Source organism: Maribacter sp. Asnod2-G09, assembly GCF_045063795.1.
Taxonomy (GTDB): domain Bacteria; phylum Bacteroidota; class Bacteroidia; order Flavobacteriales; family Flavobacteriaceae; genus Maribacter.
This window is the reverse complement of sequence record NZ_JBEFOA010000005.1, coordinates 1,875,363-1,901,316: the sequence shown is the minus strand read 5'-3', so window position 1 is coordinate 1,901,316 and position 25,954 is coordinate 1,875,363. Positions and strand designations below refer to the sequence as shown.

The window sequence follows — 25,954 nt, the reverse complement described above, 5'->3', positions numbered from 1 at the left end:
TCGTCATCTTGTGCAAGCACAAATGTTACCCCTCGACTTGCATGTGTTAGGCCTGCCGCTAGCGTTCATCCTGAGCCAGGATCAAACTCTTCATCGTTGTTTTGTAAATATTCGTCCCAACGAAGTCTAAATTTCTCCCGGCCCCGACTCTCGATTCAATTCCTTATATATACCCTAAGATATACTAAATTGTATGTTTCCTTAATTCTTGTTCCTCTCCTCCAGGTCCTCACCTGAACTCGATTCTTATCTCCACAATATTTCAATGAACTTCTATCCACTAAGCTTCAAATCTCTCGATTTCCTCGCCTCGTTTCCCTTAGGTGTTTCCCTAAGCGGCTGCAAATATACAACTGTTTTTTAACCTGACAACTTTTATCGAAAAAAAAATTTTTCTTTTTTTCGCCAAACCAAAACAACATATCTATGAACCTTTTTCCAACCCCCGATTCCAAATTAATCTTCCTCGTTTGCGGGGTGCAAATGTACACACTATTCTTAATAACACAAGCCTTTTTGAAATAAAAAAAACAAAGTTTTTTATCCTCAGCATAACAGCATGATTTACCGTACGTTAGAAACCAAGGAAAAACGAATAAAACCAACTTACTGTACCACAGCTACTTAAGCGGTAAATCGGATTTAAGGTGTTGATTTTAAATATATTAAACGAATCAATATTTACGTTAAGAGAAGAAATTCCACACTAAACCAAAGCGTATAACAAAATCACGGTATGGATAATTAGGCGCCGCATAATAGTCTCGCCCAGAAAAAGACGCATTAAAGTGTTCTGCCTTCAAATAAATTCTCGTTTGTTTAATTCTGGCATTAATAAAGAAATCTAATAAAGGATACCCGCCTAACTCTTCTTTATTCTGCACATAGAACTCACCAAGAATAGGATTATACCCATTCATGTTATAACTGGAGAAATATTTAAACGTAATACCTGTTTGCAAGTACATTGCTTTCTTAAATACATCTGAAGAAAAATACAATGTATTTCGAGTTACTAATTGAGGAACATTCAATACTTGAGTGTCTTGGGTTACATTCTGATACATCACCGTATTATTCAAAGCAAACATACCTACCTTAAACTCCTTCTCATATTTAACTTTTAAATGCGATACAGCATTACCTTCTTGTAATGGCTTTATAAATGCATTGTTTAATCCGTCTGTTATTTCCTCTTCTGACACAGGCGAAAAGTATGTATAGTTATCAAGATTACTGTACTTCACCATTAAATTACCCCAAACCTTAGATAGCAGCTCCCCTTTTAAACTACTTGTTCGTTCTTTCTCGAACACACTGCTATTATCCCAGTTATAATTAAGGTATTCACTTTGATACAGTAGGTAGTTGAAATTTGGCATTCTACTAGAAGTGTGTAAAGAGAATCTCAGTTTGTTATTCTCATTTATACTATATGAAGCCGATGCATTAAAAAGATTACCAGCCAGCTCACCAGAAAGATTGTATTTTAAGTCAGCATTAAAATCAAATTCCCCTATCCGCTTTGCGTACTTACCTACTATTCCAAATTCAGTTCCATTTAATCTATTAGGTATTATGTTACCATCTGCTTCTATAAATCGACTATTAAAATAGTAATCATAATTATATACGTTGACGCCACCTGTTAATCTACCAAGAGTTCTATTATAAAATTCTGCATTAACTTCATTATAAAACGTTTTTAAAACTGCCTTATCATTAATACTGCTAAGTATAGCATCACCAAATAATGTATCGCTCGCTGTCTGTACAAATTGATAATATTTGGTTTCATAATCGAAACTATGACCAATTGACAATGAAGTCTTTTCAAATCGAGTTGAATCTAACTGCTTTCTAACCAATTTATAGGTATGATCCAAATAATATCTTTTACCTAAAATCTTATTATCTGCATCATCTAAATAAACATCTACTCTCGGTCTATTAATAAAATCTTCATCACCAGACTCAAATTGTTCTTCCTTTTCTACCAAACCTCCATTTTCCTCAGAAGAAATATTTTGCGCTGCTATATGTGCCCTAAGTGCATACCTACCGTTTTTAGACAAGTAATTTGTTGTGGTGATAAAGTTGCCAGATTCTATTTGTGTATCATTATACTTACCAAATGAGCGAAAACCGATATAACCAATAGAGAAATTTAACCTTCTAGAAGTATTAAAAGCTAAGTTAGCATCTAACAACTGACCTTCTTCTAAAGTTGTTTTAAAGAATAACTCGGTCATTGGCGTAGCTACATTATAATAATTGATCTGCTCTTTCTCTAAATATTTACGGTCTTTGGCAATGGCACCTAAATTCGGATAACTGGTTACTCTTTCAAAATCTATACCCAATTCATTATATGCCTGACCAATATTAGAAAATGACATTAATTCAAAATCGTCTTCACGCAGGTAATTGTACTTATACTCTTTTTGAATAGTAAGTGTAGTATCTAAAAAGGTAGTATCTCTTGCAAATGAAATAATTTTATAATCTTCTATCGTCAATACAATAGAATCATTTTGCAGTTTGTCTTTCGGATTTATAGGCTTAGTCTTTTTACCCAGAGGAAGCGAATCTTTTCTTTTCTCAGACTTTTCGATTACATCTTGACCTAAAACAATCGAAGATGTTAAACACAATAAAACTAGAATTATATATTTCATGAAGCATTGTTACCCTTGCAAAGTTAATTTTTTTGTTGCTAAGTAAATGTGAAAGTTTGATTGACTTTAAATACCTGAATATAAAGGACTGCTAAACTATTATTAAATTTTAACTGTGAACATTATTATTTTAAGGAATATTTTTCTGATTTTTATAAAAAAATGTTAATGAAAGTACTGTTTTTTAATGTTTTCGCATTTTTAGCGTTTACATCGGCATCAGCTCAGTTCAATGAGAATGCCCCATGGATGAAAGATTTAACCGAGAATCAACAATCTTCAAAATCTTCTACTAACACACATTCGTTATATGACATATCGAATGCATTTAATGAATATTGGAGCAATAAAGACTATTCTAAGAAAGGTAGTGGTTTTAAACCTTATAAAAGATGGGAGAATTATTGGAATTTTTATGTAGATAAAAATGGAAATCTACCGACTTCTTCTCAATTATGGAATTCTTGGAAAAGCAAACAAGAGAGCATCGGTAAAGCAACCAACCCTACTGCAAACTGGAATGCTATCGGACCCTTTACTCACGACACTTATTCAGGTGCACTTTCTGGTCAAGGTCGAGTTAATGCAATTGCCGTAGACCCAAGCAATGAAAATATTTGGTATGTGGGTGCACCAGCCGGTGGTATTTGGAAATCTGTTGACGGGGGCTCTTCATGGGCAAACCTTTTTGATGATTTTCCTCAAATTGGTGTTTCTGGCATTGCCGTTGACCCTAATAACTCGCAAATTATATACATAGCAACAGGAGATGATGATGCTGCAGACTCCTATAGCGTAGGTGTTTTCAAGTCTATTGATGGAGGAAACAGCTGGAATGAAACAGGTTTGAACCCTAGTACGTCAAATATTAATTTATTGATGAATGAGATTACCATCGACCCAACTAACTCTAACACTATTTGGGTAGCCACTAGTGTTGGTCTTCAGAAATCTACAGATGGAGGTACTACTTGGGAGGTAAAAGCAACAGGAAACATTCAAGATTTCAAATTAAAACCTAACGACCCTAATACTGTTTATGCCGTAACCTCAAATACCTTTGTAAAATCTACAGATGGCGGTAACAACTTTGTAGAAATAACCGATGGTATTCCAGAAAGTTCTGGTCGATTGGTAATAGGTACAAGTGCAGCAAATCCATCGGGAGTATATGTTCTTAGAGCATTAACTGGTGGTAATAGTTTTGCTTTTGGCGGTCTATACAAATCTTTAGACAGCGGCGAATCTTTTACAAAAACTGCTAGTGAACAAGATATTTTTGAATCAAATCAGGCTTGGTTTGATCTTGCCATTGAAGTTTCACCCACTAATTTTAACGAAATATATACTGGTTGCTTAAATGTATGGAAGAGCACAAACGGTGGTGATATCTTTACCAGAATCAACAGATGGAATATAACTGACCAAGGTTATACCCATGCAGATATACATTCTATAAAAATTTTCAACAACAAAGTTTACGTAGGTAGTGATGGTGGCATCTATATGTCTGAGAATGGCGGTAATACTTTTACTGATTATACAGCTGGTATTTCTATTAGTCAATTTTACAGAATATCTGTTGCTAAAAATGATTCTGGTAAAATAACAGGAGGGTTACAAGATAATGCCGGCTTTATTCGCGATCAAGGACAATGGAATGTTTTTACTGGTGGTGATGGAATGGATTATGAAATTGACCCTAACAATAGTAGCCTAGTTTATGGGTTTGTACAATTTGGAGGAAGCTTATTTATATCATCTGATTCTGGTCAATCTATTGGTGTGGTCGGTGCTCCAACTGACGCAAATGGAAATACCATTGAAGGAAATTGGGTAACGCCTCTAGCAGTTAGCTCTGACGGCTCTGTTTATGCAGGTTTTGATGCTTTATATAGACTTGAAAATAATCAATGGAATAAAATTTCTTCTTCTATTGGGTCTGGTAATATAGATGACTTAGAAATTGATCCTAAAAATCCTGAAACCATATTTGCCGCTGAAAGCAACATTTTATATAGAAGTAGAAATGGCGGCGTAACTTTTAGTTTAATTAAAGTAATGGATTCTGAAATTTCAGATATCAGCATTAATTCAAACGATAGCAACATTATTTATATAACGACTTCTGACAGAGTAGGTATTGCCTTAAGCGACCAACCCTCAGAAAGAGGTGTCTTTAAAGTTACCATCGGTGAAACAGAAACAACTTCTGAAAATATAACTTTTGATATACCGACAGATCAAGCTTTTTTCTCGATTGCTCACCAAGGTAGACATACTGACAATCCTATTTACGTAGGCACTAGTTTAGGTGTATATAGACTTGATGACACCTTAACGGAATGGGAAGAGTATTATACTAATTTCCCGAATGTAGCTGTTAGCGATATTGAAATTAATTTGGATGATGAAAAAATTATAGCTTCTACTTACGGTAGAGGAGTGTGGGAATCTACAATACCAGTTCAAATACCAGATAATGAAATTAGATTAGTCTCTATAACACCTAATTCAAATGAAGTACTATGCAATGACTTTGCACCAACTGCTACTGTAGAAAACCAAGGAGTTAATGCCATTACTGCTGTTGATATTGAATATTCTATTAATGGTAATACTACACAAAACTTCAACTGGACAGGTAATTTACTAAGCAATGAAACAGTTATTATAGAACTACCACTAGAAACAAATGTTAATTTTGGTGAGTCTACAATCGAGCTGACTGCCACTATTGACAACGATAGCTATGATGACAACAATACTTTACAAAACAGATTCTTTTTAAACACTCCTGGTTCAGGTGGTGAACTAAATACTTTTGAAACTGAACAAGAATCTTTGATTGCATATAATGATGGTAATTCTGAAAGCGTATGGCAAAGAGGCATACCCACAGGTTCTAACTTAAACACAGCTACATCTGGCAGTAATGTTTACGGAACCAACCTAAGTGGAGATTACCCAAATAGCACCAAAGCCATACTTCTAAGCAATTGTTATGATATGACCTCTATTATCTCACCGGTTCTTAAATTTAATATGGCATATGACCTTGAATTAAATTTTGATATAGTTTATGCCGAATACTCTATTGACGGCGGTAGTAATTGGGATATTCTAGGTAGTATCAATAGTGAACCAAATTGGTATAGTAGTGATAGAACCAATGCCCTTTCTGAAGAAGCAGATGATTGTCAAAATTGTCCTGGAGCACAATGGACAGGTGAAAGCACCGAAATGACAGCATACGCTTATGATTTTAACTTAAATGCCGCTAATGGTGAGCAAAACCTTACCGGCGAGACTAATGTACTATTTAGAATTGTCTTTCAATCTGACCCTTCAGTTACAGAAGAGGGTATAATTATTGATGATTTCATAGTTGATGGCTCACCCGATGATGATGACGATGATAACGACGGAATTTTAGATATTGATGATAATTGCCCTTTAACAGCAAATGCCGATCAATTAGATACTGACAATGATGGTGAAGGTGATGTTTGTGATACCGATGATGATAATGACGGCATTTTAGATATTGATGACAACTGTCCTTTATTCGCAAACCCAGGTCAAGAAGATGATGATTTAGATGGTATTGGTAATCTATGTGACAATGATAGCGATAATGACGGAGTGCCAAATAATATTGACCAATGCGATGATACTCCTAACGGGACTATAGTTAACGTTGAAGGTTGTGAAGTTTTCTCTTTACCGAATACTAACTTTCAAATTCAGACTACTGGCGGAGCTTGTAACGCAAGTAATAATGGAAGTATTTTAATAACTGCCGCAAATACTTCGTACACGTATAACGCAGTTTTATCAAATACTGACGGCACCACAAATGCTAGCTTTACAGACGAAAGTACATTTACTGATTTAGCTGCGGGAGATTATCAATTATGTATTACTGTTGAAGGTCAAGCGGACTATGAAGCTTGTTTTGATTTAGCCATATCAGAGCCAGATGCTTTATCTGTTTCTTCTAAAATCAGTTCGCTGAATAATGAAGTTACATTAAGCTTCTCTGGTGGTGATTTATATACTATTTTCTTAAATGAAAAAATGTATTCTACAACGGCTAAAGAGATTACTTTACCATTAGAGGATGTAACGACATTGATTACCGTAAAAACCGAATTAGATTGCCAAGGGGTTTATACTGAAAAAATAGTATTAAGTGATGATTTGTTTATCTATCCAAACCCAATTGAAGGTGGAGATTTAACTATCTACCTAGGTACAAATGCTACACCAGAGGTCACTATCTCATTATTTAATGTAAATGGCACAAGTATTCTATCGAAACAAATGAAATCTACTAATAACGAAATTAAACTAAGTGTAGATGGACTAGCAACCGGAGTCTATATTTTAAACATTAAATCTGGTAACACGCTATCTAATTACAAAATCATAAGAAAATAAGAAAATGAGAACATTAAAATATATAACTATTACATTTCTGCTTGCCACAGTTTTCATATCATGTGGTGGTGGCTCGGACAGTGAACCCGCCCCTGTTGATCCAATTGCACCAGTTGTCTTAGATCCCGCTGCAGCTGGTTTAGTTTTCCCTGAAGATAATACTGAATGTAACGAAGGTGTCGTAAATGCAAACGACGAAACTAAGAGTACCGTAACCTTTCAATGGTCTGCTTCTGAAAATACAGATTCTTATGAAGTGAAAGTAAAGAATCTTGAAACAGGCAGTATTACTACAGCCATTTCTACTACCAGCCAGAAAGAAATAAGTATAAATAGAGGTACACCTTATGAATGGTATGTTATTTCTTTAGCCAATGGAACATCTTCTACTGCAACCAGTGAAACTTGGGCTTTTTATAATCAAGGACAAGGAATAGAAAATTACGCGCCATTCCCTGCAGTTGCCATAAGTCCGCAGAGAGGTGCTACCATTTCTAGTGCTAACACAACAATAACTTTAGAATGGTCAACTTCAGATGTTGATGATGATATTGTTTCTTACGAAGTATTGTTCGATACGGCTGAAACACCGGTAAAATCGTTAGGTGATACAACAGAGTCTTCTATAGAAGTAACAATTACTGCTGGCACTACGTATTATTGGAAAGTAATTACAAAAGATTCTTTTGACAATACCTCAAACTCAGAACTGTTTGAATTTAGAGTAGAGTAATTAAAAAAGCCAAAGACGCAATTGCATCTTTGGCTTTTTCTTTTAACACTAAATTTATCTCTATAACGAATTGAAGTAATTAAGAAAACTTACTACATCTTTCTCGTGTCTAAGGTTTAGATTATTTTCTTTAATATACGTTTTCATTTCTTCCTTTTTTGCTCCAGTAAAATCTAATATCTGATTCTTGGTTAAACGAACCTTTACTGCATGGTTCTCTTTATCAGTATTAGTTTCATCTAATAAATAATAAGAACTATTCCAAACATATGTTGGCGGAGAATACTTTTCATAAGATGTACTAGGACTACGTGCTTGCTTTAATAAAGCTTCTGGCTTGAACAACAATTTTAAATTACCCTCATTCAAATCAGTAAAATAACTGGTTTTTATAGATTCGTCAGTATCAACATACGTATATATACTATACATCTTACCTCCAATTTCAACTTGTATATAAGCACGTTTTAATAAGGAGTAAAAGGAATCTTTAGAGATATTATCTAAAATCTCCACTTCATTTCTATATGCGTTATAACGCATCTTTCCTATTTCTTCGACTTTACCGTGTACAATAACCTCTCCATGAACAAATTCCTCATTTAAATACGGAGTTCCCTTTGCTTTTGTAGGTGCTATTTCAGTGCTACTAGTAACAAAATTAACAATACCCTCTTCTGGCACTGGAGAATATGCATTTTGCGCATTTACACTATTAAAAGCTAAGGCAGCAATTGTAAAGATTGTGAACTTTTTAATCATTTTATTCATTAATTTTTTTTCAATTTAATTGTTTCTAATTGATTCATAGGTTTAAAAAATGTTATTAAAAACTTAAAAATCTAACGTTAGTTTGTTTAATTCCATAACAGCTATTACCACAGAATACTAAGGAATTTAATTATTCAAAAAGGAAAGTGCCGAACTGCCTAAATCATAATGATAAGATCTCCAATAAAAACCTGACCCTTCAAATTCCCAAACTACTTCTTTGTCATTAGTCACCTCTATAAAACCAGAAGTTCCTGAAGTGATTAGCGTATTACCATTATCTAAACGAACCGCACCTGATACTCTTGGCGCATACAAACCTTCTCGTGTATAACTCCAAATTATATCTAATTCATTACTTGTATTTGCTTGTAAATTAAAGTTAGCAGGCAAGTTTAACTCATATACAACAGATTGTTTTGAATCTCCATTACCATTTACATAAACCAAAATATTTCCATCACCGGGCACATCATTCTCTAGTAGATTAGGAAAATGATTATTATAAAATAAACGTTCGCCAAATGTATTATCGTAAGCAGTAGGATTACCAAATCTGTATACTAAATCTCCACCCTTGCCATAAGAACCTCCAGTATTTGTTTTGGCTTGAGCGTTGGTTGTACTATGATCTATTACCCACACCTCACTAAAATTATTAATGGTCATATAAATTAGATCATTCTCTTCATCATAATCAAATCCATTTGCATGCATTATATCACCATCTGGCTCTACAGTTTCTCGCAGTATATCAATATAGTTGATGTTTATTAATTCTGGATGTTCATTAATTATCCCGAAACGTGGTTTAGAATCATCTGTATCTTGTACTATGTGATCCCAAGACTCCCATTTCCAAACTATTTCATCTGTAGCGGAATTTATTTCAATAATAGTTTCAGTATACACCTTTTCTTCTTCACCTAAATAACCAATAGCATCTAATTCTTCTCTACTTCTCAAATCCCAAACGATTGCCAAAATATTTCCATTAGGTAACATTTCAACATCATGATGAATTATATGCTCTTCATTTGCATACGTGAATTCCCAATCAACAGAACTATCAGGATTAATAAGTTGAATAATTCCACCGTAACCACCAAAACTAAAATCTGGTGATTCTACTCCTAATGACGCCAACAATCTACCATCAGATAATAATTCAACATCATTACCAAGTCCAAATTCTAGCTGCCACTCATGAACGATAAGCGCCGAATCTTTCTCCATTAAATACACTCTATCTTCAGAAGACTCATTCACTAACACATAACCTTCTTGAGATAATAATTTATCATTCAACAGTATTGTCCCCGTTTCTCCTTCAATTGGATAAACTATTTCCTCTGGTATTGCAGGCTCTTCTTCCTCTTCAATAACCTCTTCCTCAGGTTCCATTTCATCGACAACAGTAACATCATCATCTGATGAACATGCTAAAAATAAAGACAAGAAAAATAAACCCAAGAATTTGGTCAAAAATTTGATTTTCATAATGTATGGTTATTAAGGTCTTAATTATGTCGTAAGATTTAGCCTAAACTTAATCTTTATTCAAAAAAAAATCAGGCTAAATTGCTTCAGCCTGATTTTAAATAAACAATATAATGATGTATTTAAATCACTATTGATTTATACAAAATTCTTTAGCTTCAGAAGCACCAAATGCTCCACCACCTTCAAGAACGTTCAAAATAGAACACGTAATTGTGTAATTTCCAGTTACTGTTCCATCAACTTGACCATCACCGTAAGAATCAAAAATGGTAAATGTATAACAACCATCTTCCAAGAATACCTCTTGAGTATAGGTATCACCTCCTGTTACATTAGCGAAAGGACCATCAGATGCTACAACTGTTCCATCAGCATCTGTAATTTCCCATGTAGTTTCACCTCCATAGGTATCAGTAACAACGGTAACAATAATATCATTACAGATAATCTCCTTGAAATATTCGATTTCAACCTGTTCGCTAAAGGCAACACCATCTGCTGGCGCATCTAAGTTTACAACCAATGTATAAACTTCACCTTCTGTTAAAGGATCAAAATTTAAAGAAACATTTAATACTCCACTATACTCACCTGCAGGAATAGTAACAGACCCTAAAGCATAGTTACCAGCATCACCAACCGTTGTATCATCAACAGAAACACTAAATGTTCTATCTGCAGTTGCAACGGTAGTTACATTAACAGGCACATCTATATCTAAACCTTCTGTAGGTACTGAAACGTTATATTCTGTTGTTGCAAAAGAAACACCAGTTTGTCCGTTTTCATTATCAAATACTATATTCTCCTCTTCACATGAAGCAAAAGCAAATAGTACTGCAATTATTAAAATATACTTTTTCATAATTCTATTGTTTTTAGTAGCCAGGATTCTGAACTATGTTTTGGTTAGCATTAATTTCAGCAATAGGAATTGGCAACTGAAATCTAAAATTGTCAGCATCTAAAGTTGGAAAATCTGGAGGTGTTCCAGTACCATCAATAATGTCACCCATTGTAGAACGCATAACTGATTCTGCACGACGTTTTAAATCAAAGAATCTATGACCTTCGAATGATAATTCAACTCTTCTTTCGAACTGAATAGCATCTTCTAAATCTTGACCAGCTTCACCACCATCATAAGCTACGTATCTTAAATCTCTAAGCTCATTAAGTGTTGACAAAGCATCTTGCCCTAATTCGAATTGTGCTTCTGCTTTATTCAATAAAACTTCTGCAGCTCTCATAACCTTAACATCAACACGACCGTTTACTTGACCGGTTTCCCCTAAAAATTTAGAAATAGCATTATATTGATTATCCGCATTTAAACCTACAAAAGAAATAACATCTTTTCTTAAATCATCTTCGTCAATACTATTAATAAAATCAAAATCAAAAACATATTCTGAAATAGTAGAAGTAGCATTTGATTGGCTATATAAAACACCTACATTGTTACCACCACTTTCAGAAGAAGTATTAATGGCAAGCTTTACAACGATACCAGCTTCATTAGCATCTGTATATAAACCTTCTAATTCTTCTGCAGTTGCCAATGGTACACTTACTTCATCAGCAGCATCAATAACCTTTTGGTATTCACCATTATACAAGTAAACTCTAGACAAAAGTGCATAAACACCATCTGTATTTAATTTTCCTTGACCGTTATCTGCTCCAATTAACTGACTAGCTCTTTCTAAATCGCCGATAATTTCAGCATAGTTGCTAGCAACAGTTTCTCTTACCGGTTCTGCAAAAGGATCTTCTGTATCACCATCTTCAACCTTAATGTAAACAACACCTAAAGAAGCGTTAGCATCTGCAGATTGAGTTGGTATTTTACCATAAACTCTAACAAGATCAAAATGAGCCCACGCTCTAATTGCTAATGCTTGACCTAAGATATTGTCCTTATCAGCACCATCACCTAAGTTATCAATTTGAGCAATTACCAAGTTGGCAACGTTCACAGCCTCGTAAGCTTCACTCCAATACAAATCAATTGCACCACCTGTACCGGCAACATATCTGTAGTTATAAAAATCTTGATTTGAACGTCTACCTGTTTGTGCAATAATTACGTTATCAGACAAAATATCAGGAATACCTTGTAAACCTGAACCAGTGTTTGAGTAATAGTTCCACAATTGTCTGTAAGCACCATCTACTCCATTCTGAAATGCAGAAACACTATTAAAAAATGTTTCAGGATTTCCTTCTACAAACGGTTGTAGATCATTCAACTCATCATCGCAGGACATAAAGAACCCGAACGAAAATAAAAGAACTAATATTTTTATGTTATTTTTCATTTCTAACTTTTTTTTTGTTTTTAAAATCCTACTTCAACACCAAAAGTATATGACCTTGTGTTTGGATAGCTAAATAGGTTAAATGACCCAGGTACGAAACCTACATCGCCAGGCTCACCTGATTCAGCAGAACCTAAACCAACTTCAGGATCACCGCTAAAATCAGTGATAGTAAATAAGTTTTGTCCAGCTACGAAGAATCTTAATGAATTTAGACCCATACCATCAATCATATCTCTTGGCATATTGTAATCTAGAGTCATTGTACGTAACCTTAAATAATCACCTTTCTCCAAGAATCTTGTTGAAGTTTCATCCGCAGTACCTTGAAATAATGGACTAGGTAAAACGTTAGTATCACCTGGTTGTTTCCAGTAATTAAAAGCATCGGTTCTTAAATTACTATCAATATTACCTATTGCAACACCTTGTTGAAGTTGGTTATTGATAATATAATTCCCTCCTTTATAAACGAAATCCGTTCTCAAACCAAATCCTTTATAAGAGAATGCAGTATAAAAACCACCTTCAAAATCAGCTATAGGAGATTTCCCTTCTTGAAGTTGCTGAAAACTATCACTAAATTGGTTTGTTACATTACCATCTAAATCATAATACAACGGCTCACCATTTGCAGGATTAACACCAGCATATTCTACCATATAGTAAGAATTTATTTCTTCACCTACACGTAAAATGTTATCGCTAAATGTACCTGTTACGATATCTTCACCATCAACTAATTCAATAACTTCATTATCAATGAACGTAATGTTACCACCAAGTGTCCATTTAAAGTTTTGAGTTCTAATAACATCTCCACTTAAAGAAACTTCAATACCTGAGTTTTGAATCTCACCAATGTTAGAGAATATTGAGTTGTTCTCATCACCAACAGTATAAGAAATAGGTCGATCTAAAAGTAATTCATTTGAATTTTTCTTAAAATAATCAACAACACCATTTACACGGTTGTTAAACAAACCAAATTCAACACCTACATCAAATATAGCTTGAGACTCCCATTGTATTTGCGGGTTACCAACACCTACAGGCAATGCAGTAGTTTGACCATTATATGTATTTGCGAAATCTAACAAGTTCAAATATTGAAAATCACCAATATTCTGGTTTCCAGAAGTACCATAAGATGCTCTTAATTTCAAGGTATTGAAAATAGAGTTTTCCATAAAGCTTTCGTTAGCAATGTTCCATGCCGCACTACCACTATAGAAATAACCATACTTATTATCAGGACCGAATCTAGAAGAACCATCTCTTCTTACAGAACCAGAAAGTATATATTTACCATCATAGTCATAATCAGCAAACAAACCTTGAGAGAATAAAATTCTTCTAGATTCTGTTGACCCTACAGATGTTGCTTCTGCAGCTACATCTAAATAAGGAATACTCGGCGAAGGAAAACCTCTACCCGAAGCAAACATATCTGTAGCAATATTCTCATTGTACTCTAATAAGAAACTAGCTGAAAGATTATGGACACCATTAAATGTATCAGCATACGTAAATACATTGTTTACATTGTATTCAAAATCTATATTTAAATTATCTGTCTGTGTACCAGGAAAGTTAGCATCACCAACAAAACCTTGTAATACACCACCAGCAATAGAACGCGTAGTTCTGTTGTATCTATTACTAATTAAACCAACACTAAAGTTGTTAGAAAATTTATCACCGAAGGTCATACCCGCACTTATGTTACCAATTAACAATAAGTTTCTTGTATCTTCTTGCTCAGTCTGTAATGCTAAAGCAATAGGAAAACCTGATCTTGTAGGGTTATAAACATTATTACCCTGGTCATCTGTAACTATTGAACCATCGGCATTAGTTGAAAATAAAGGATCATACGGGTTGTAATCATACATTGCTCTAAAAGGATTCTGAACATTGTTTCTATCTCTTGGTAAATCTGTAGTACTACGAGATACCGAAACATTAGCTCCAATATTCAACCAATCTTTCGCTTGGTAATTTGTATTTAAACGAGCAGACATTCTTTCAAAACCATCGATGTTTTTTATAATACCTGTATTCTTATCATACCCTAAAGACATGTAGTACGTTAATTTCTCATCACCACCAGAAACTGATAGATTGTTCGATTGAATGATAGAGTTCTTAAGTAACGCCTCTTGCCAATCTGTATCTAAAGATGTTAGTCTTGCAAGTTCTTCTGGAGTAGCATTTGCTCCAGGCATACTACTTGCAGCATTAACACCTAAAGCTGCATACTGACGTTCTATCTCTAACTTCTGAGAAGCGTTCATAACGTCAAAATTGTTAGGTATCATTTCACCGAAACCATAAGATGAAGAAAATTTAATTCTAGCATCACCAGCTTTACCTTTTTTGGTTGTAATTAAAATTACACCGTTAGCACCACGAGAACCATACTTAGAAACGGTAGCCGCATCTTTTAATATAGAGAATGTCTCAATATCACTTGGGTTCAGGTTACTAATTGGGTTAAAGTCTCTTTCCGTATCGATAGGAATTGGAACACCATCAATTACATACAAAGGAGTAGTTTGCGCGTTAATAGAACCAACACCTCTAATTTGAACAAAGGCAGTGTTACCCGGTCTACCGTTCGAAGCAGTAACCTGTACACCTGCAGCTTGACCCTGTAAGATGTTATCAATACTAGTAGATGGTACGAATGCTTCGATTTTCTCAGCAGAAACTGTTGCAATTGCAGATGTTGAAAGTTCTTTTGATCTAGAACCATAACCTACAACAACAACTTCTTCTAATGCTTCAGCATCTTCTTCTAATTGTACATTAATGGTATTGGATGCACCAACACTCATCGTCACTGTTTTTTGACCTAGGTAAGAAAATCTCAATTTTTCACCTGAATTTACATTAATGGCATAATTACCATCAAAGTCTGTTTGAGACCCGTTAGTTGTTCCAACAACTACAACGGACACTCCCGGTAGCGGTAAACCGCTTTGATCGGTTACAACACCGGTCACTGTTTTTTCCTGTGCAAAGGAAAATGTCATGAAGAGCACCAATAAAGGTGTCAACATCCACGTCAACTTCTGTTTCATAAAATTTGTTTTTGAATTAGCTTGCGCCAAAAGTCCAAAAATTTGCTTAGTATTCCAAAAGCTATCTTAACTCAAAAAAGATATATGTTAAAAAAACACTTATTATTATTTTTTTCTCCTTCTTTGGTCATTTTTGTTGAAAATAAAACAATTATTTAACAATAAATCAATACTTAAAATTCAAAATTTTAAGTTAAAAAAAACATAATGCTTCTTAAATTTTACAAAAACATTAACGAAACTGGTACAGACGAGGCTGGAAGAGGTTGTTTGGCGGGTCCTGTGACCGCTGCAGCAATAATACTGCCAGAATCTTTCGAAAACTCCATTTTAACAGATTCAAAGCTTTTATCTGAACGAAAAAGAGAACTTCTTGAACCACTTTTAAAAAATGAAAGTATATGCTTTGGCATTGCCCATATTCAACCTACGATAATAGATGACATCAACATTTTAAATGCCTCTATTTTGGCGATGCATAATGCGATAGAATCTCTATCTCAAATACCCGAGTACATAATTGTAGATGGTAACAGATTTAAACCATTCAAAAATATAGACCACTCTTGCATTATAAAAGGCGACTCGAAGTATCTAAGTATTGCATCAGCTTCTGTATTGGCAAAAACCGCACGTGATGCCTACATGCTTAAACTACATGATGAATACCCAATGTACAACTGGAAAAAGAATAAAGGATACCCTACTAAAGAACACAGAGCAGCCATTAAAAAATACGGACCTACCAAGTACCACAGAATGAGTTTTAAGCTTTTACCAGACAACTAAAGTTTATTTAACAAATAGTATAACTTTGCACAAACTTTTCGCATGAGGCTTACATTTTTATATGCTTTAATTATCCTTTTAGGCATCTCCTGTACATCTAAAAAGAAATCTGAGAATTCTATCTTAGATTTAGTTCCTGATAATGCCCGCATAGTTTTTAAAATAAATGATTTTGAAACGCTTAATGATGAGATTTCGACTAACGAAATTTTAAATTCACTTGAGTCGCAAAAGCCATTTATAGATGTAAAGAGAATTCTAAATTCAATTAACTACATTTCTAATCAGAAAAAAGGGTTATTAGCACTAACAGCTGATAGCAGTAGCATAGATTACACCTACATATCAACAGATAGTTTAGTGATTACTAATGGCGATAGTATTTCGAATAAAAGAATTGAAACGCTTAATTATAATGATGTAGCCATCACCACATACGAAATTGAAAAGGATACTTTTTACAGTACATTTATCGAGAAACATCGGGTTTTAAGTTCTTCTCAGCCACTATTACAAAACCTAATCAATACTATTGAAAACCCAATTAAAAATGGTGCATTAGACCGCTTTTACGAAGTTTCAAACACTGACAAGGTTGTAAATATTTGGATAGATTTAGAAAATAGCGAATTGCTATTTCAAAAACTGCTTTCTGATAATCAGCAAATTTCAAAATTTGGCAGTTCCGTGTCACTAGATTTAACCTTAAATGACACCGAAATCTTATTGAACGGGGTCGCTGAATCAAGTGCAGGTAAAAATCTATTCCTCAATCTATTCAACGACACAAAACCTATTCAAAACAAAACATGGAATTTAACACCTAGCGATGCCAACAATATGACATCATTTGGTTTAGAAGATTTTAATAAATACGCTCACAACAAGAAACTAAACAACTACCCCTCTACGGTTTTAGATTCACTTCTTAGTACCGTTGAAGAAATTGGAGTCGCCCAATTTGATAACGAGCACGTTTTATTTTTGAGAACATACGGTACCGCAACACTACTTGACTATATTAATGAGGAGAAAGTATCTGCCGAAGAATTTAGCAGTAATGAAATTTGGGAATTAAAACCAAATCTTGAAATATTTGACCCGTTAACACCTTTAATTGGAGAACACTCTTTTGAATTTGCGAGTATTGTCGAGAATACTTTTCTCTTTTCTAAGTCTAAGAGCACGCTTGAATCTGTAATCACTAAAATAAAAACGGGTGATACTTTTGACAAGACCACCTTATTTAATAATGCAGAAAACAAACTTACTTCTTCTTCAAGTGTAGTGTCCATTTCCAATTTAAAAGGTTTTGTTACCGCAATGAATGAATCTATTTCTAAAACTTTTGGCAATTCATTTGCCAAAAGCAAATTAGACAATTATGTTTTTGGCTCTCAGATAATCGCAGATGCAGGATTCTATCATACCAATTTCTTAATAAAAAAAATTACAAAAGAAGAGGAATCAAATTCTGTATCTTCTGCTTTTGAAGTAAAATTCGATACTGATTTGGCTACCTTACCACAATTTGTAACGAACCATAGCAATAGAAGAAAAGAGATTATAGTTCAAGATCAAGAAAATATACTCTACTTGATTTCTAATAGCGGAAAGATTCTTTGGAAAAAACAACTTAACGGAACTATTCAAGGCAAAGTTCAGCAGGTTGACCTGTTTAAGAATGGAAAATTACAGTTAGCATTTACTACGAACAACGAGTTCTTGATTTTAGATAGAAATGGAAAAGAGGTTCAACCATTTACCAAAAAGTACACTGGTGGCAACTTGAACCCTTTAGCAGTATTTGATTATGAGGGTCGTAAAAATTATCGCTTTGTTGTTACTCAAGATAAAAACGTTTTCATGTATAACAGCAAAGGAGACATTGTCAAAGGTTTTACTTATGATACTGCCGAAGCACCCATAGTAGCCGCTCCTCAACATTTTAGAATCGGTAAAAAAGATTATATCGTTTTCAAATTAGAGAACGGTCAATTAAAAATAACTAACAGGGTTGGTAAAACTAGAATCAACGTTAAAGACAAGTTCTCATTTTCCGATAACGAAATAAGACTTTATCAAAACAAGTTCACTTTTACTTCTATTGATGGTCTTTTGTATCAAATTGATTCTCAAGGGAAAATATCTTCAAACAACTTAAATCTCGCTAAAGACCACGGCATGGATGCCACTTCAAGAACTTTAGCGATCATGAACGATAATACCTTACAGATTCGCAACAAGAAAATAGAGCTTGAATTAGGGGTATACTCCAAACCCACCATTTTCTACCTTAATGATAAAATATATGTATCTGTAACTGATATTCAGAATCAGAAGATATACCTATTTGACAGTCAGGCTGAATCAATTCCAAATTTTCCCATTTTTGGTAGCTCACCAATTGACATGGAAGATATAAACGGAAATAAAAAACCAGAATTTGTATTTAAAGACCAAGAAAACAGCATTAAAGTTTTTAAAATACGATAATACACTTGAAAGTTAAATTCACAAGCATTTAAATACCGATTACACATATCATTCAGAACAGTAAAATGATTTTCATATATTTAAGCAGTTATTAATCAGAACCTTAACTATATTAAAAATGAAAATTAAATTACTTAACACATTATTTTTTTTAATCGGGATCGTATTCGTTACCGCTCAAGACAACTGTAGCACATTCTACCCTATGAACGAAGGTGTTTCAATGGAGTATACCAATTACAATAAAAAAGGAAAAATTGAAGGTGTTAGCAACTACAAAGTTATCGAAGCAAACCACAATGGCGATACTACTACTGCAACCATGTCAATAAACTTAAAAGACAACAAAGGCAAAGATATTTATAGTACTAGTTACAATTTAGCTTGTAGCGGCAACGCAGTTACTTTAGATTACGAATCTTTATTACCTACCGAAATGATGGAGCAATATGGTGATATGGATATTGAAATATCTGGCAATGACATTGAAATACCCAATAAACTAACCGTAGGTCAAAATTTGAAAGATGCTAACGTAGCTATGAAAATTGGCATGAGTGGTATTAACATGAATATGACCGTTGACATGACCAATAGAAAGGTTGAAAAGAAAGAAAGTGTAACTACCACTGCTGGCACATTCGATTGTTTTGTTCTATATAGCGAAAATCGTTCTAAAATGATGATGGCTAACCAAGTGTACCCATCTAGAGTTTGGCTTGCAGAAGGCATAGGCATGGTTAAACAAGAAACCTATAAGAAAAATGGAGACGTAATGAGCAGCACATTGCTTACGGCACACAGCAAATAATAACTTAACCAAATACCAATTTTGAACCGAGGCTTACACCTCGGTTTTTTTATGCGCTTTTGTTAACCTTTATCTAATTGTTACCATTAATGATAAACCCATAGAATTATCATTATGAAAACACTAAAATCGATTTTAGCTATCACATTTGGTTTACTGTTTTTTTCTTGCCAAAAGGAAGATTTAGAAACATACTCAACAAAAAACCATACTGATTTACAATCTACATCAAGTAGAACTCTTTTGCATCCTAGTGCCTCATTAGATTTGGATTTAGAAACAACACGTACGAACATGGGTGGTTTTGCCGGTCATTCTATGACAGCGTTCAAAGACCACCTATGGTTAGTTGGTGGAGATAATACCAATTCTGCTCCTTGGACAGTTCATTCAGAAGTATGGAAAAGTAAAAATGGTACCGATTGGAAATTGGCCACCTTTAACCAATTCGATAATAGAAGAAATCATTCGTTATTAACCTACAAAGGTAAGATGTGGCTCATTGGCGGAATAAATGATAATAATGAAATACTTAGCGATATATGGAATACCGAAGACGGTATGCATTGGAACCAAGTTCGATCTTTATCTCCTTTAACTGAAATAGGTCAAAACAATTCGATTGTATTTAAAGACAGACTTTTTATTTTTTTGGGTAACGGTAGAGAGCATGAACAGGTTTGGTCATCTTCTGACGGGATTAATTGGCGAATGGAAACACAAAATGCCTTTCCAGTAAGAAATCAATATAAAACAATTGTCTACAAGGAAAACATTTATATAATTGGCGGGTTACTTCGTGGAAGTGAATTAACAAATGAAATATGGGCAAGCACTGATGGTATTCATTGGCATCAAAATAGAATAGCATCTTCAATCTTTGAAAGCAGAATAAAACATACGGCAACAGTGTTTGACGGAAAAGTATGGATTATTGGAGGTCAAAGCTGGGATAAAACCGGAACACGTAAATTCTATGGAGACATATGGTATTCTAGTGATATGAAGTACTGGTTTAATTATGATAAAAAACAACCTCTAGTTAAAGGTTTACATAGTCATGAAAGTTTAAACTATAATAACAAATTGTGGATATTCGGCGGATATCGCCCAGATAGCTCTATGAGCGATTTACTAGAGGATAATATTTGGAGTGCTGAATAAATATACGCAATTATAAGAACTACCAACTTTATATCTACCATAGTGTTAACCTTTCTCTATTGATTTTCATTAAAGGGAAATAATCCTTAAAAACTTTAATAATGAAGACACCTAAAAAAATCTTAGAACTATTACCAATTTTATTTTTATTAATCGCTGTACAGAGCTGTACGGTAGATATTCCTGATTCTGACATTACACCTCCAGAATTTTCTTTTCAAATTCATGGAGATGATTTCTTTCACACATTTGATCAAGATACCGATTTTGAAAACATACAGTTGCGACTTAAAACAGGTACTACCTACAATTTTACACTTGCAGGAAGTGACGATGGAGGTCTTGAACGTATTCAATGGATTAACAATAGTACTGCGACAAGAATAGCTACCCCAATAACAAGCCCGTGGACGTATGAAGATTCAAACCAAACTCCTCCTACAGTTAGTTGGTTTGGTGATTCAGCTAATCCTGTAACTGGAAGTTTACTGACTGGAAACTTCACCACACATGTTTTAATAGATGTTTTAAATTTTCAGTTTATAGTTGCTGATTATGGGGGTGAAACAAGAGACCCCAATTATATTTCAAAACGACTTAATATTTACACCAGTGAACATGGCACTGCATTAATAACCCAATAGTCTCAGTGTATACATTAATTACGAAAACCGAGGCTTCCGCCTCGGTTTTTAAATGCGGTGATGTTAACCTTTATTCTAAAGCTTCATTAAAGGGAAATAATCCTAAAATATCAAATAATGAAGACTACAACAAATTTTATCAAATGCGCAATTTTAATATTCGCCATTTCATTTACATCATGCTCTAAGGATGGAGATATTGGACCTATTGGTCCACAAGGTGAACAGGGTATACAGGGCGAAGATGGAGAACAAGGACCCGCAGGTGAAGATGGAGAAGCGCTAGGTGTTCCTGGCCCACAAGGTGAACAAGGAGAAACTGGCGCAACCGGACCTGCTGGAGAAGACGGAACTAATGGTACTGACGGTACAAATGGAACCAACGGTGAAGACGGAGAAGATGGCAATGCTAATGTTGTAGCGTCAAGTTGGTTAGTTGCAGACTTTCCTGAAAGCTACTCTTACTCTGCTGCAACCGTTACTATAAGTGATTCTAGAATTACACAAGATGTATTAAATAATTATACTGTTCTAGGGTATTTCTCATTTTCTGATACTTTTTCTGAGGTCTATGCTATACCATTTACAGAGCCTTTATTCAGATCTTTTACCATGGAACAAAGAATGTCTATTGGCGAATATAAAATTACTGAAATGGGCAACCCAGATACAGTAGGCACTATTGACCCTACCGATGGTTTTGTTCGCTATTTATTAATAGCCCCTGCTTACCTTTCACTTAAATCAGGAGAAAATAACAGGTATACTATAAGCGGAATGAAAGAGAACGGCGTAAATCTTTCTAATTACCATGAAGTTATGGATTACCTAGGGCTGAAGTAACACACCCCTATTTTAATAAAAAGAAAAAACCGAGACTTAGGTCTCGGTTTTTTTTATGCCCGTATGTTAACCTTTCTTTCAAAGCTTCATTAAAGAGAAATAATCCTAAAATATTAATAATGAAGACTACAACAAATTTTATCAAATGCGCAATTTTAATATTCGCTATCACACTTACCTCATGCTCAAAAGATGGCGACATTGGGCCTATTGGTCCACAAGGCGAACAGGGTATACAGGGCGAAGATGGCGAACAAGGACCCGCAGGTGAAGATGGAGAAGCTCTAGGCGTACCCGGCCCGCAAGGCGAACAAGGAGAAACTGGTGCAACCGGACCTGCTGGCGAAGATGGAACTGACGGTACAAACGGAACTGATGGAACTAACGGTGAGGACGGAGAGGATGGTAATTCTAATGTCACCACTTACACCTACGATCTTTCTTCAGAATCTGGATCAAGTATACCCGTAGCTGCTACAGTCTTAACTCAAGAGGTAATAGACAACGATTTGATTCTTGGGTATCTCTCAAAAGATAGCAGCGTCTACACACCTATTCCTGCACCCATTTATGCTTTCGGACTTGGTGACTACAGCGATATTGCGGTAGAGATAAGATTGAACAGGTATTGGATGTTCTTTTATGAAGTTGGCACAGAAAACTTAAAATCTGTAACTGCAGGTCAATTAGACGAATTAAAATTAATTATTGTAGAATCTAATAGCACTACTTCTGGCAAATCTAGTAAAGAAAACACATTAGCCAACTTAAAGTCTGCAGGTATTGACACCAGTGACTATTATGCAGTTATGGACTATTATGGATTAGAATATTAATCTGATTTTAAAGCATAAAAAACCGAGGCTTACACCTCGGTTTTTTCGTTTATCTTGGCTTCAAAAAGCACTTGAAAATGTTTTAGTAATTTCTGCTTAACCTCATCCATCGATACCTCTTTTTTTCCTAATTCTACATTTAAAGAAGTCACGGCTTTCCCTTTTATTCCGCATGGAATCATCATATCAAAGTATCCTAAATCGGCATTTACGTTTAATGCAAAGCCATGCATGGTTACCCAGCGTGATGCTCTTACGCCCATTGCGCATATTTTTCGTGCAAACGGGGTACCGACATCTAACCATACGCCGGTTTCTCCTGGAGATCGCTCTGATTTTATTCCGTATTCTGCCAAGGTCAATATGACCATTTCCTCCAGAAATCGAAGGTACTTATGTATGTCTGTGAAGAAATTGTCCAAATCCAATATAGGGTAACCCACTATTTGCCCAGGACCATGGTAGGTGATATCTCCTCCCCTATTTATTTTATAAAAAGTAGCTCCTTTAGCTGCCAATACTTTTTCATCTACTAAGAGATTAGAAATGTCTCCACTTTTACCAAGTGTATACACATGTGGGTGTTCAACGAACAGAAAATGATTAGGAGTCTCTAAACTCAATTCTTCTCTTCTATTTCGTATTTTAAGGTCAATGGTATCTTTAAATAATTGCTCTTGGTAGTCCCAAGTTTCTTTATAATCTTTCAGACCTAAATCTTGTACGTGCACCTTCTTATTCATCTTACAAAGATATGAAAAGGAATATCCTATTTTTCTAATTCTACTTCGATGACCATAGATTCTGGATCTTTCATCATCTCTAAGAAATTTACTTCATGTACCATAGTTTTTCCATCCATAGAAAAAGTTGCTTCTTCAATATTGGTAGACTTTACACGTCTTGGAAAATGATACTTAAAAGTATAGGTAGAACTAGACAAAAACATTTCTGCACTAGCCAAACTATCTAAACTTTTTTCAAATAATTCTTGATTTAAAATTACCGTCTCACGTTTAAATTTGTTCTTATCAAAACTGTAATTTACAGTTGTTGTTTCTTCTGTTGCACCAGCTGGCATTGATTTACCGCCTGCAACAGGACCTATAGCACTGGCATTTTGAAAAGCATTAAATGCATCATTAACCTCAGACACTTTTTTGAAGTCTGTAAACATATTAAAATTCATGACTCCGCCTTCAGGATCAACTATCATCCGTAAACTAAAAGGCTCTAATCTTTTTAGCTTAGCTTGCTCTTCTGGCGATAACTGGGCTATACTATCCTTTTTTTCTCTTAGTAAGTCTTTAAAGACTAAAGTAGAATCTATTGCTTTATCTAATTCTGTAGAATCAGTTTCAGGTATCATTTGCATCATTTCATTACCGTCGAAAAGAATGCTCATTTTACCTGACCCGTCTTCATTGAAATAAATTTCTTCAGTAAAATTACAGGCAGCGAAAAGTACTGTTATAATAACAACAGATAGAATTTTAAAAAGTCTCATGTATTTTGGTTCTAGTTAGGATTATTCAATATAACTAATGCAGCGATTACCCCTGGTACCCAGCCACAGAAAGTCAAAAGTAGAACAATTACAAAAGAACCACAACCTTTGCCTAAAACTGCTAAAGGAGGAAAAAAGATGGCGAGCAATACTCGAATTAAACTCATTTGATTATTATTTTGATTGATTGATGTACCTTATAGGTCGCAATTGCAAACACTTTGTTACAAAATCTATTAATTTTATTATCCACAAACTAATCAATGTTCAGAACAGTATTTTTAATCCTTATTCTTTTCTCTTGTTTTAAAGGTTTATCTCAATATAGTTTCGAAGGTCAAATTGCCGATGAACAAAGTGGAAAGACCATTTACCTATCTATCATTGAAGATTACAGGAAGTTTGGTAGAATTTCGATGGAACAGATTCTTAAAAAAACTACTACCGACTCGTTAGGATATTTTAGTTTCAGAGGCAATAACCTAAACGATGACAATAGAATTTACAGAATTCATTTAGATGATTGTTCTGACGCTTCTTCAAACTCTGAACACTTTTTTGGTAGTTGTGAGTTCAGCAAAAACATTTTATTTATAGCCAATAATAACGACACCATTACTTTCCCTACTTCTTTTGCAAATGAAGCGCTCTGTGAAATTACCTCAACAAACAGTAAATCATCGACCTTTTTAGATATAGATGTTTTAAAAGAGGAAATGGCTTTCGATTTTAATGACTTTAGAAGTGATGCCAATAGAAAGCTAAATTCTAAAAAGTGGTTCTCGACCTTGCAAGATTTCGGAGAAAATGTAAATGAGCCTTTAGCCGAACTCTATATTTTTAACTTTTTATCAGATAAAAGAAATGACACCTATAGCTATTACCTAAAAGATATTAGCAAGACAAACTACTATAACGAACTTGGCGAGCGATTACTTTCGAAATACCCAATTGCGCCCTTTACTGACTTGTATTTAAATGAAATAGCTATTGACCAACAATTAAAAGATGGTACTTCATCAAATTCTAATTTCTGGAAATGGTTACTTCTTACCTTACTTCTACTCTCTATATCGCTAAATGTATACTTTGTTTTAAAACAAAGAAAAACTTCAAGAAACTTGCAAAACGATTCTCTTGCTAAGCTCACCGAGCAAGAACATAACATTGTTCAACAAATTCTCAAAAACAAAACCAATAAGGAAATTGCAGCTACCATGTTTATCAGTGTAAGCACTGTAAAGACCCATATCAACAATGTTTACAAGAAATTAGAGGTGTCATCGAGAGACGAAATAAAACAACGTTTTCTATAATCTTTTAAATTTC

General features: G+C 34.4%; 19 protein-coding genes and 1 rRNA gene. 10 read left to right on the top strand and 10 right to left on the bottom strand.

Features of this window, described 5'->3' with window-relative positions; genetic code table 11:
- Together ACJJVT_RS20180 and ACJJVT_RS20175 are read right to left on the bottom strand one after the other, a co-directional pair.
- Positions 1-97: ribosomal RNA gene (locus tag ACJJVT_RS20180) — 16S ribosomal RNA — on the bottom strand; the annotation flags it as partial.
- A 589-nt stretch (positions 98-686) separates the two neighbouring features.
- Entirely contained in the window at positions 687-2,678 is a 1,992-nt protein-coding gene (locus ACJJVT_RS20175) for a putative porin (protein ID WP_405401037.1), read from the bottom strand.
- 168 nt (positions 2,679-2,846) lie between these two features.
- Between ACJJVT_RS20175 and ACJJVT_RS20170 the strand changes: the two genes are divergently transcribed.
- Positions 2,847-7,121 (top strand): thrombospondin type 3 repeat-containing protein, encoded by a 4,275-nt coding sequence (locus tag ACJJVT_RS20170; protein WP_405401036.1) that lies wholly within the window; start codon positions 2,847-2,849, stop codon positions 7,119-7,121.
- 4 nt (positions 7,122-7,125) lie between these two features.
- Entirely contained in the window at positions 7,126-7,854 is a 729-nt protein-coding gene (locus tag ACJJVT_RS20165; RefSeq protein WP_405401035.1) for a hypothetical protein, read from the top strand.
- 60 nt (positions 7,855-7,914) lie between these two features.
- On the opposite strand, the gene ACJJVT_RS20160 is transcribed toward ACJJVT_RS20165, so the two are convergent.
- The 5 genes from ACJJVT_RS20160 to ACJJVT_RS20140 all read right to left on the bottom strand — a co-directional run bounded on the left by ACJJVT_RS20160 (position 7,915) and on the right by ACJJVT_RS20140 (position 15,535).
- Positions 7,915-8,616 (bottom strand): hypothetical protein, encoded by a 702-nt coding sequence (locus ACJJVT_RS20160; RefSeq protein WP_405401034.1) that lies wholly within the window; start codon positions 8,614-8,616, stop codon positions 7,915-7,917.
- A gap of 135 nt (positions 8,617-8,751) precedes the next feature.
- Positions 8,752-10,125, bottom strand: a complete 1,374-nt coding sequence (locus ACJJVT_RS20155) for an aryl-sulfate sulfotransferase (RefSeq protein WP_405401033.1) — start codon at positions 10,123-10,125, stop codon at positions 8,752-8,754.
- 130 nt (positions 10,126-10,255) lie between these two features.
- Positions 10,256-10,993 (bottom strand): hypothetical protein, encoded by a 738-nt coding sequence (locus ACJJVT_RS20150; protein WP_405401032.1) that lies wholly within the window; start codon positions 10,991-10,993, stop codon positions 10,256-10,258.
- Positions 10,994-11,006: 13 nt separating this feature from the next.
- A complete protein-coding gene (locus ACJJVT_RS20145; protein ID WP_405401031.1) occupies positions 11,007-12,449 on the bottom strand; it encodes a RagB/SusD family nutrient uptake outer membrane protein in 1,443 nt (480 codons plus the stop codon).
- 20 nt (positions 12,450-12,469) lie between these two features.
- Positions 12,470-15,535, bottom strand: a complete 3,066-nt coding sequence (locus ACJJVT_RS20140) for a SusC/RagA family TonB-linked outer membrane protein (protein WP_405401030.1) — start codon at positions 15,533-15,535, stop codon at positions 12,470-12,472.
- A 207-nt stretch (positions 15,536-15,742) separates the two neighbouring features.
- Here ACJJVT_RS20140 and ACJJVT_RS20135 point away from each other — a divergent pair, with 207 nt between their 5' ends.
- The 7 genes from ACJJVT_RS20135 (at position 15,743) to ACJJVT_RS20105 (ending at position 23,118) form a co-directional block, all read left to right on the top strand.
- Positions 15,743-16,324: a ribonuclease HII gene (locus ACJJVT_RS20135; RefSeq protein WP_405401029.1), complete on the top strand. Its 582-nt coding sequence runs from the start codon at positions 15,743-15,745 to the stop codon at positions 16,322-16,324.
- Between the two features lie 42 nt (positions 16,325-16,366).
- Positions 16,367-18,820: a ribonuclease HII gene (locus tag ACJJVT_RS20130; protein WP_405401028.1), complete on the top strand. Its 2,454-nt coding sequence runs from the start codon at positions 16,367-16,369 to the stop codon at positions 18,818-18,820.
- Positions 18,821-18,938: 118 nt separating this feature from the next.
- Complete coding sequence (locus tag ACJJVT_RS20125; RefSeq protein WP_405401027.1) at positions 18,939-19,631, top strand: hypothetical protein; 693 nt, start codon at positions 18,939-18,941, stop codon at positions 19,629-19,631.
- 114 nt (positions 19,632-19,745) lie between these two features.
- Complete coding sequence (locus ACJJVT_RS20120) at positions 19,746-20,795, top strand: kelch repeat-containing protein (RefSeq protein ID WP_405401026.1); 1,050 nt, start codon at positions 19,746-19,748, stop codon at positions 20,793-20,795.
- Positions 20,796-20,896: 101 nt separating this feature from the next.
- The gene (locus ACJJVT_RS20115) at positions 20,897-21,439 is read left to right on the top strand and encodes a hypothetical protein (RefSeq protein WP_405401025.1); all 543 of its coding nucleotides are present in this window, start codon (positions 20,897-20,899) and stop codon (positions 21,437-21,439) included.
- 117 nt (positions 21,440-21,556) lie between these two features.
- Positions 21,557-22,282 (top strand): hypothetical protein, encoded by a 726-nt coding sequence (locus ACJJVT_RS20110; RefSeq protein ID WP_405401024.1) that lies wholly within the window; start codon positions 21,557-21,559, stop codon positions 22,280-22,282.
- Between the two features lie 119 nt (positions 22,283-22,401).
- Positions 22,402-23,118, top strand: coding sequence for a hypothetical protein (locus tag ACJJVT_RS20105; protein ID WP_405401023.1), 717 nt, complete (start codon positions 22,402-22,404; stop codon positions 23,116-23,118).
- Positions 23,119-23,147: 29 nt separating this feature from the next.
- Here the strand turns inward: ACJJVT_RS20105 and lipB are convergent, their stop codons facing one another.
- From lipB to ACJJVT_RS20090, 3 genes are read right to left on the bottom strand one after another with little or no spacing between them, the layout of a single operon-like run.
- A complete protein-coding gene (gene lipB / locus ACJJVT_RS20100; protein WP_405401022.1) occupies positions 23,148-23,861 on the bottom strand; it encodes a lipoyl(octanoyl) transferase LipB in 714 nt (237 codons plus the stop codon).
- A gap of 26 nt (positions 23,862-23,887) precedes the next feature.
- Positions 23,888-24,625 carry a hypothetical protein gene (locus ACJJVT_RS20095; RefSeq protein ID WP_405401021.1) on the bottom strand — a complete coding sequence of 246 codons (738 nt, stop codon included), beginning with the start codon at positions 24,623-24,625 and terminating at the stop codon, positions 23,888-23,890.
- Between the two features lie 11 nt (positions 24,626-24,636).
- Positions 24,637-24,792 (bottom strand): YqaE/Pmp3 family membrane protein, encoded by a 156-nt coding sequence (locus ACJJVT_RS20090; RefSeq protein ID WP_073240341.1) that lies wholly within the window; start codon positions 24,790-24,792, stop codon positions 24,637-24,639.
- Between the two features lie 96 nt (positions 24,793-24,888).
- Here ACJJVT_RS20090 and ACJJVT_RS20085 point away from each other — a divergent pair, with 96 nt between their 5' ends.
- On the top strand, positions 24,889-25,941 hold the full coding sequence (locus ACJJVT_RS20085; RefSeq protein WP_405401020.1) for a helix-turn-helix transcriptional regulator: 1,053 nt from the start codon (positions 24,889-24,891) through the stop codon (positions 25,939-25,941).
- The last annotated feature ends 13 nt before the right edge of the window (positions 25,942-25,954 follow it).

Excerpts from the sequence above, each read along its gene's own strand:
- ACJJVT_RS20095 (WP_405401021.1), bottom strand. The coding sequence starts at position 24,625 with ATGAGACTTTTTAAAATTCTATCTGTTGTTATTATAACAGTACTTTTC.
- ACJJVT_RS20105 (WP_405401023.1), top strand. The coding sequence starts at position 22,402 with ATGAAGACTACAACAAATTTTATCAAATGCGCAATTTTAATATTCGCT.
- ACJJVT_RS20130 (WP_405401028.1), top strand. The coding sequence starts at position 16,367 with ATGAGGCTTACATTTTTATATGCTTTAATTATCCTTTTAGGCATCTCC.
- ACJJVT_RS20175 (WP_405401037.1), bottom strand. The coding sequence starts at position 2,678 with ATGAAATATATAATTCTAGTTTTATTGTGTTTAACATCTTCGATTGTT.
- ACJJVT_RS20140 (WP_405401030.1), bottom strand. The coding sequence starts at position 15,535 with ATGAAACAGAAGTTGACGTGGATGTTGACACCTTTATTGGTGCTCTTC.
- ACJJVT_RS20085 (WP_405401020.1), top strand. The coding sequence starts at position 24,889 with ATGTTCAGAACAGTATTTTTAATCCTTATTCTTTTCTCTTGTTTTAAA.
- ACJJVT_RS20120 (WP_405401026.1), top strand. The coding sequence starts at position 19,746 with ATGAAAACACTAAAATCGATTTTAGCTATCACATTTGGTTTACTGTTT.
- ACJJVT_RS20155 (WP_405401033.1), bottom strand. The coding sequence starts at position 10,125 with ATGAAAATCAAATTTTTGACCAAATTCTTGGGTTTATTTTTCTTGTCT.
- ACJJVT_RS20145 (WP_405401031.1), bottom strand. The coding sequence starts at position 12,449 with ATGAAAAATAACATAAAAATATTAGTTCTTTTATTTTCGTTCGGGTTC.
- ACJJVT_RS20115 (WP_405401025.1), top strand. The coding sequence starts at position 20,897 with ATGAAGACACCTAAAAAAATCTTAGAACTATTACCAATTTTATTTTTA.
- lipB (WP_405401022.1), bottom strand. The coding sequence starts at position 23,861 with ATGAATAAGAAGGTGCACGTACAAGATTTAGGTCTGAAAGATTATAAA.
- ACJJVT_RS20160 (WP_405401034.1), bottom strand. The coding sequence starts at position 8,616 with ATGATTAAAAAGTTCACAATCTTTACAATTGCTGCCTTAGCTTTTAAT.
- ACJJVT_RS20150 (WP_405401032.1), bottom strand. The coding sequence starts at position 10,993 with ATGAAAAAGTATATTTTAATAATTGCAGTACTATTTGCTTTTGCTTCA.
- ACJJVT_RS20135 (WP_405401029.1), top strand. The coding sequence starts at position 15,743 with ATGCTTCTTAAATTTTACAAAAACATTAACGAAACTGGTACAGACGAG.
- ACJJVT_RS20125 (WP_405401027.1), top strand. The coding sequence starts at position 18,939 with ATGAAAATTAAATTACTTAACACATTATTTTTTTTAATCGGGATCGTA.
- ACJJVT_RS20090 (WP_073240341.1), bottom strand. The coding sequence starts at position 24,792 with ATGAGTTTAATTCGAGTATTGCTCGCCATCTTTTTTCCTCCTTTAGCA.
- ACJJVT_RS20165 (WP_405401035.1), top strand. The coding sequence starts at position 7,126 with ATGAGAACATTAAAATATATAACTATTACATTTCTGCTTGCCACAGTT.
- ACJJVT_RS20110 (WP_405401024.1), top strand. The coding sequence starts at position 21,557 with ATGAAGACTACAACAAATTTTATCAAATGCGCAATTTTAATATTCGCC.
- ACJJVT_RS20170 (WP_405401036.1), top strand. The coding sequence starts at position 2,847 with ATGAAAGTACTGTTTTTTAATGTTTTCGCATTTTTAGCGTTTACATCG.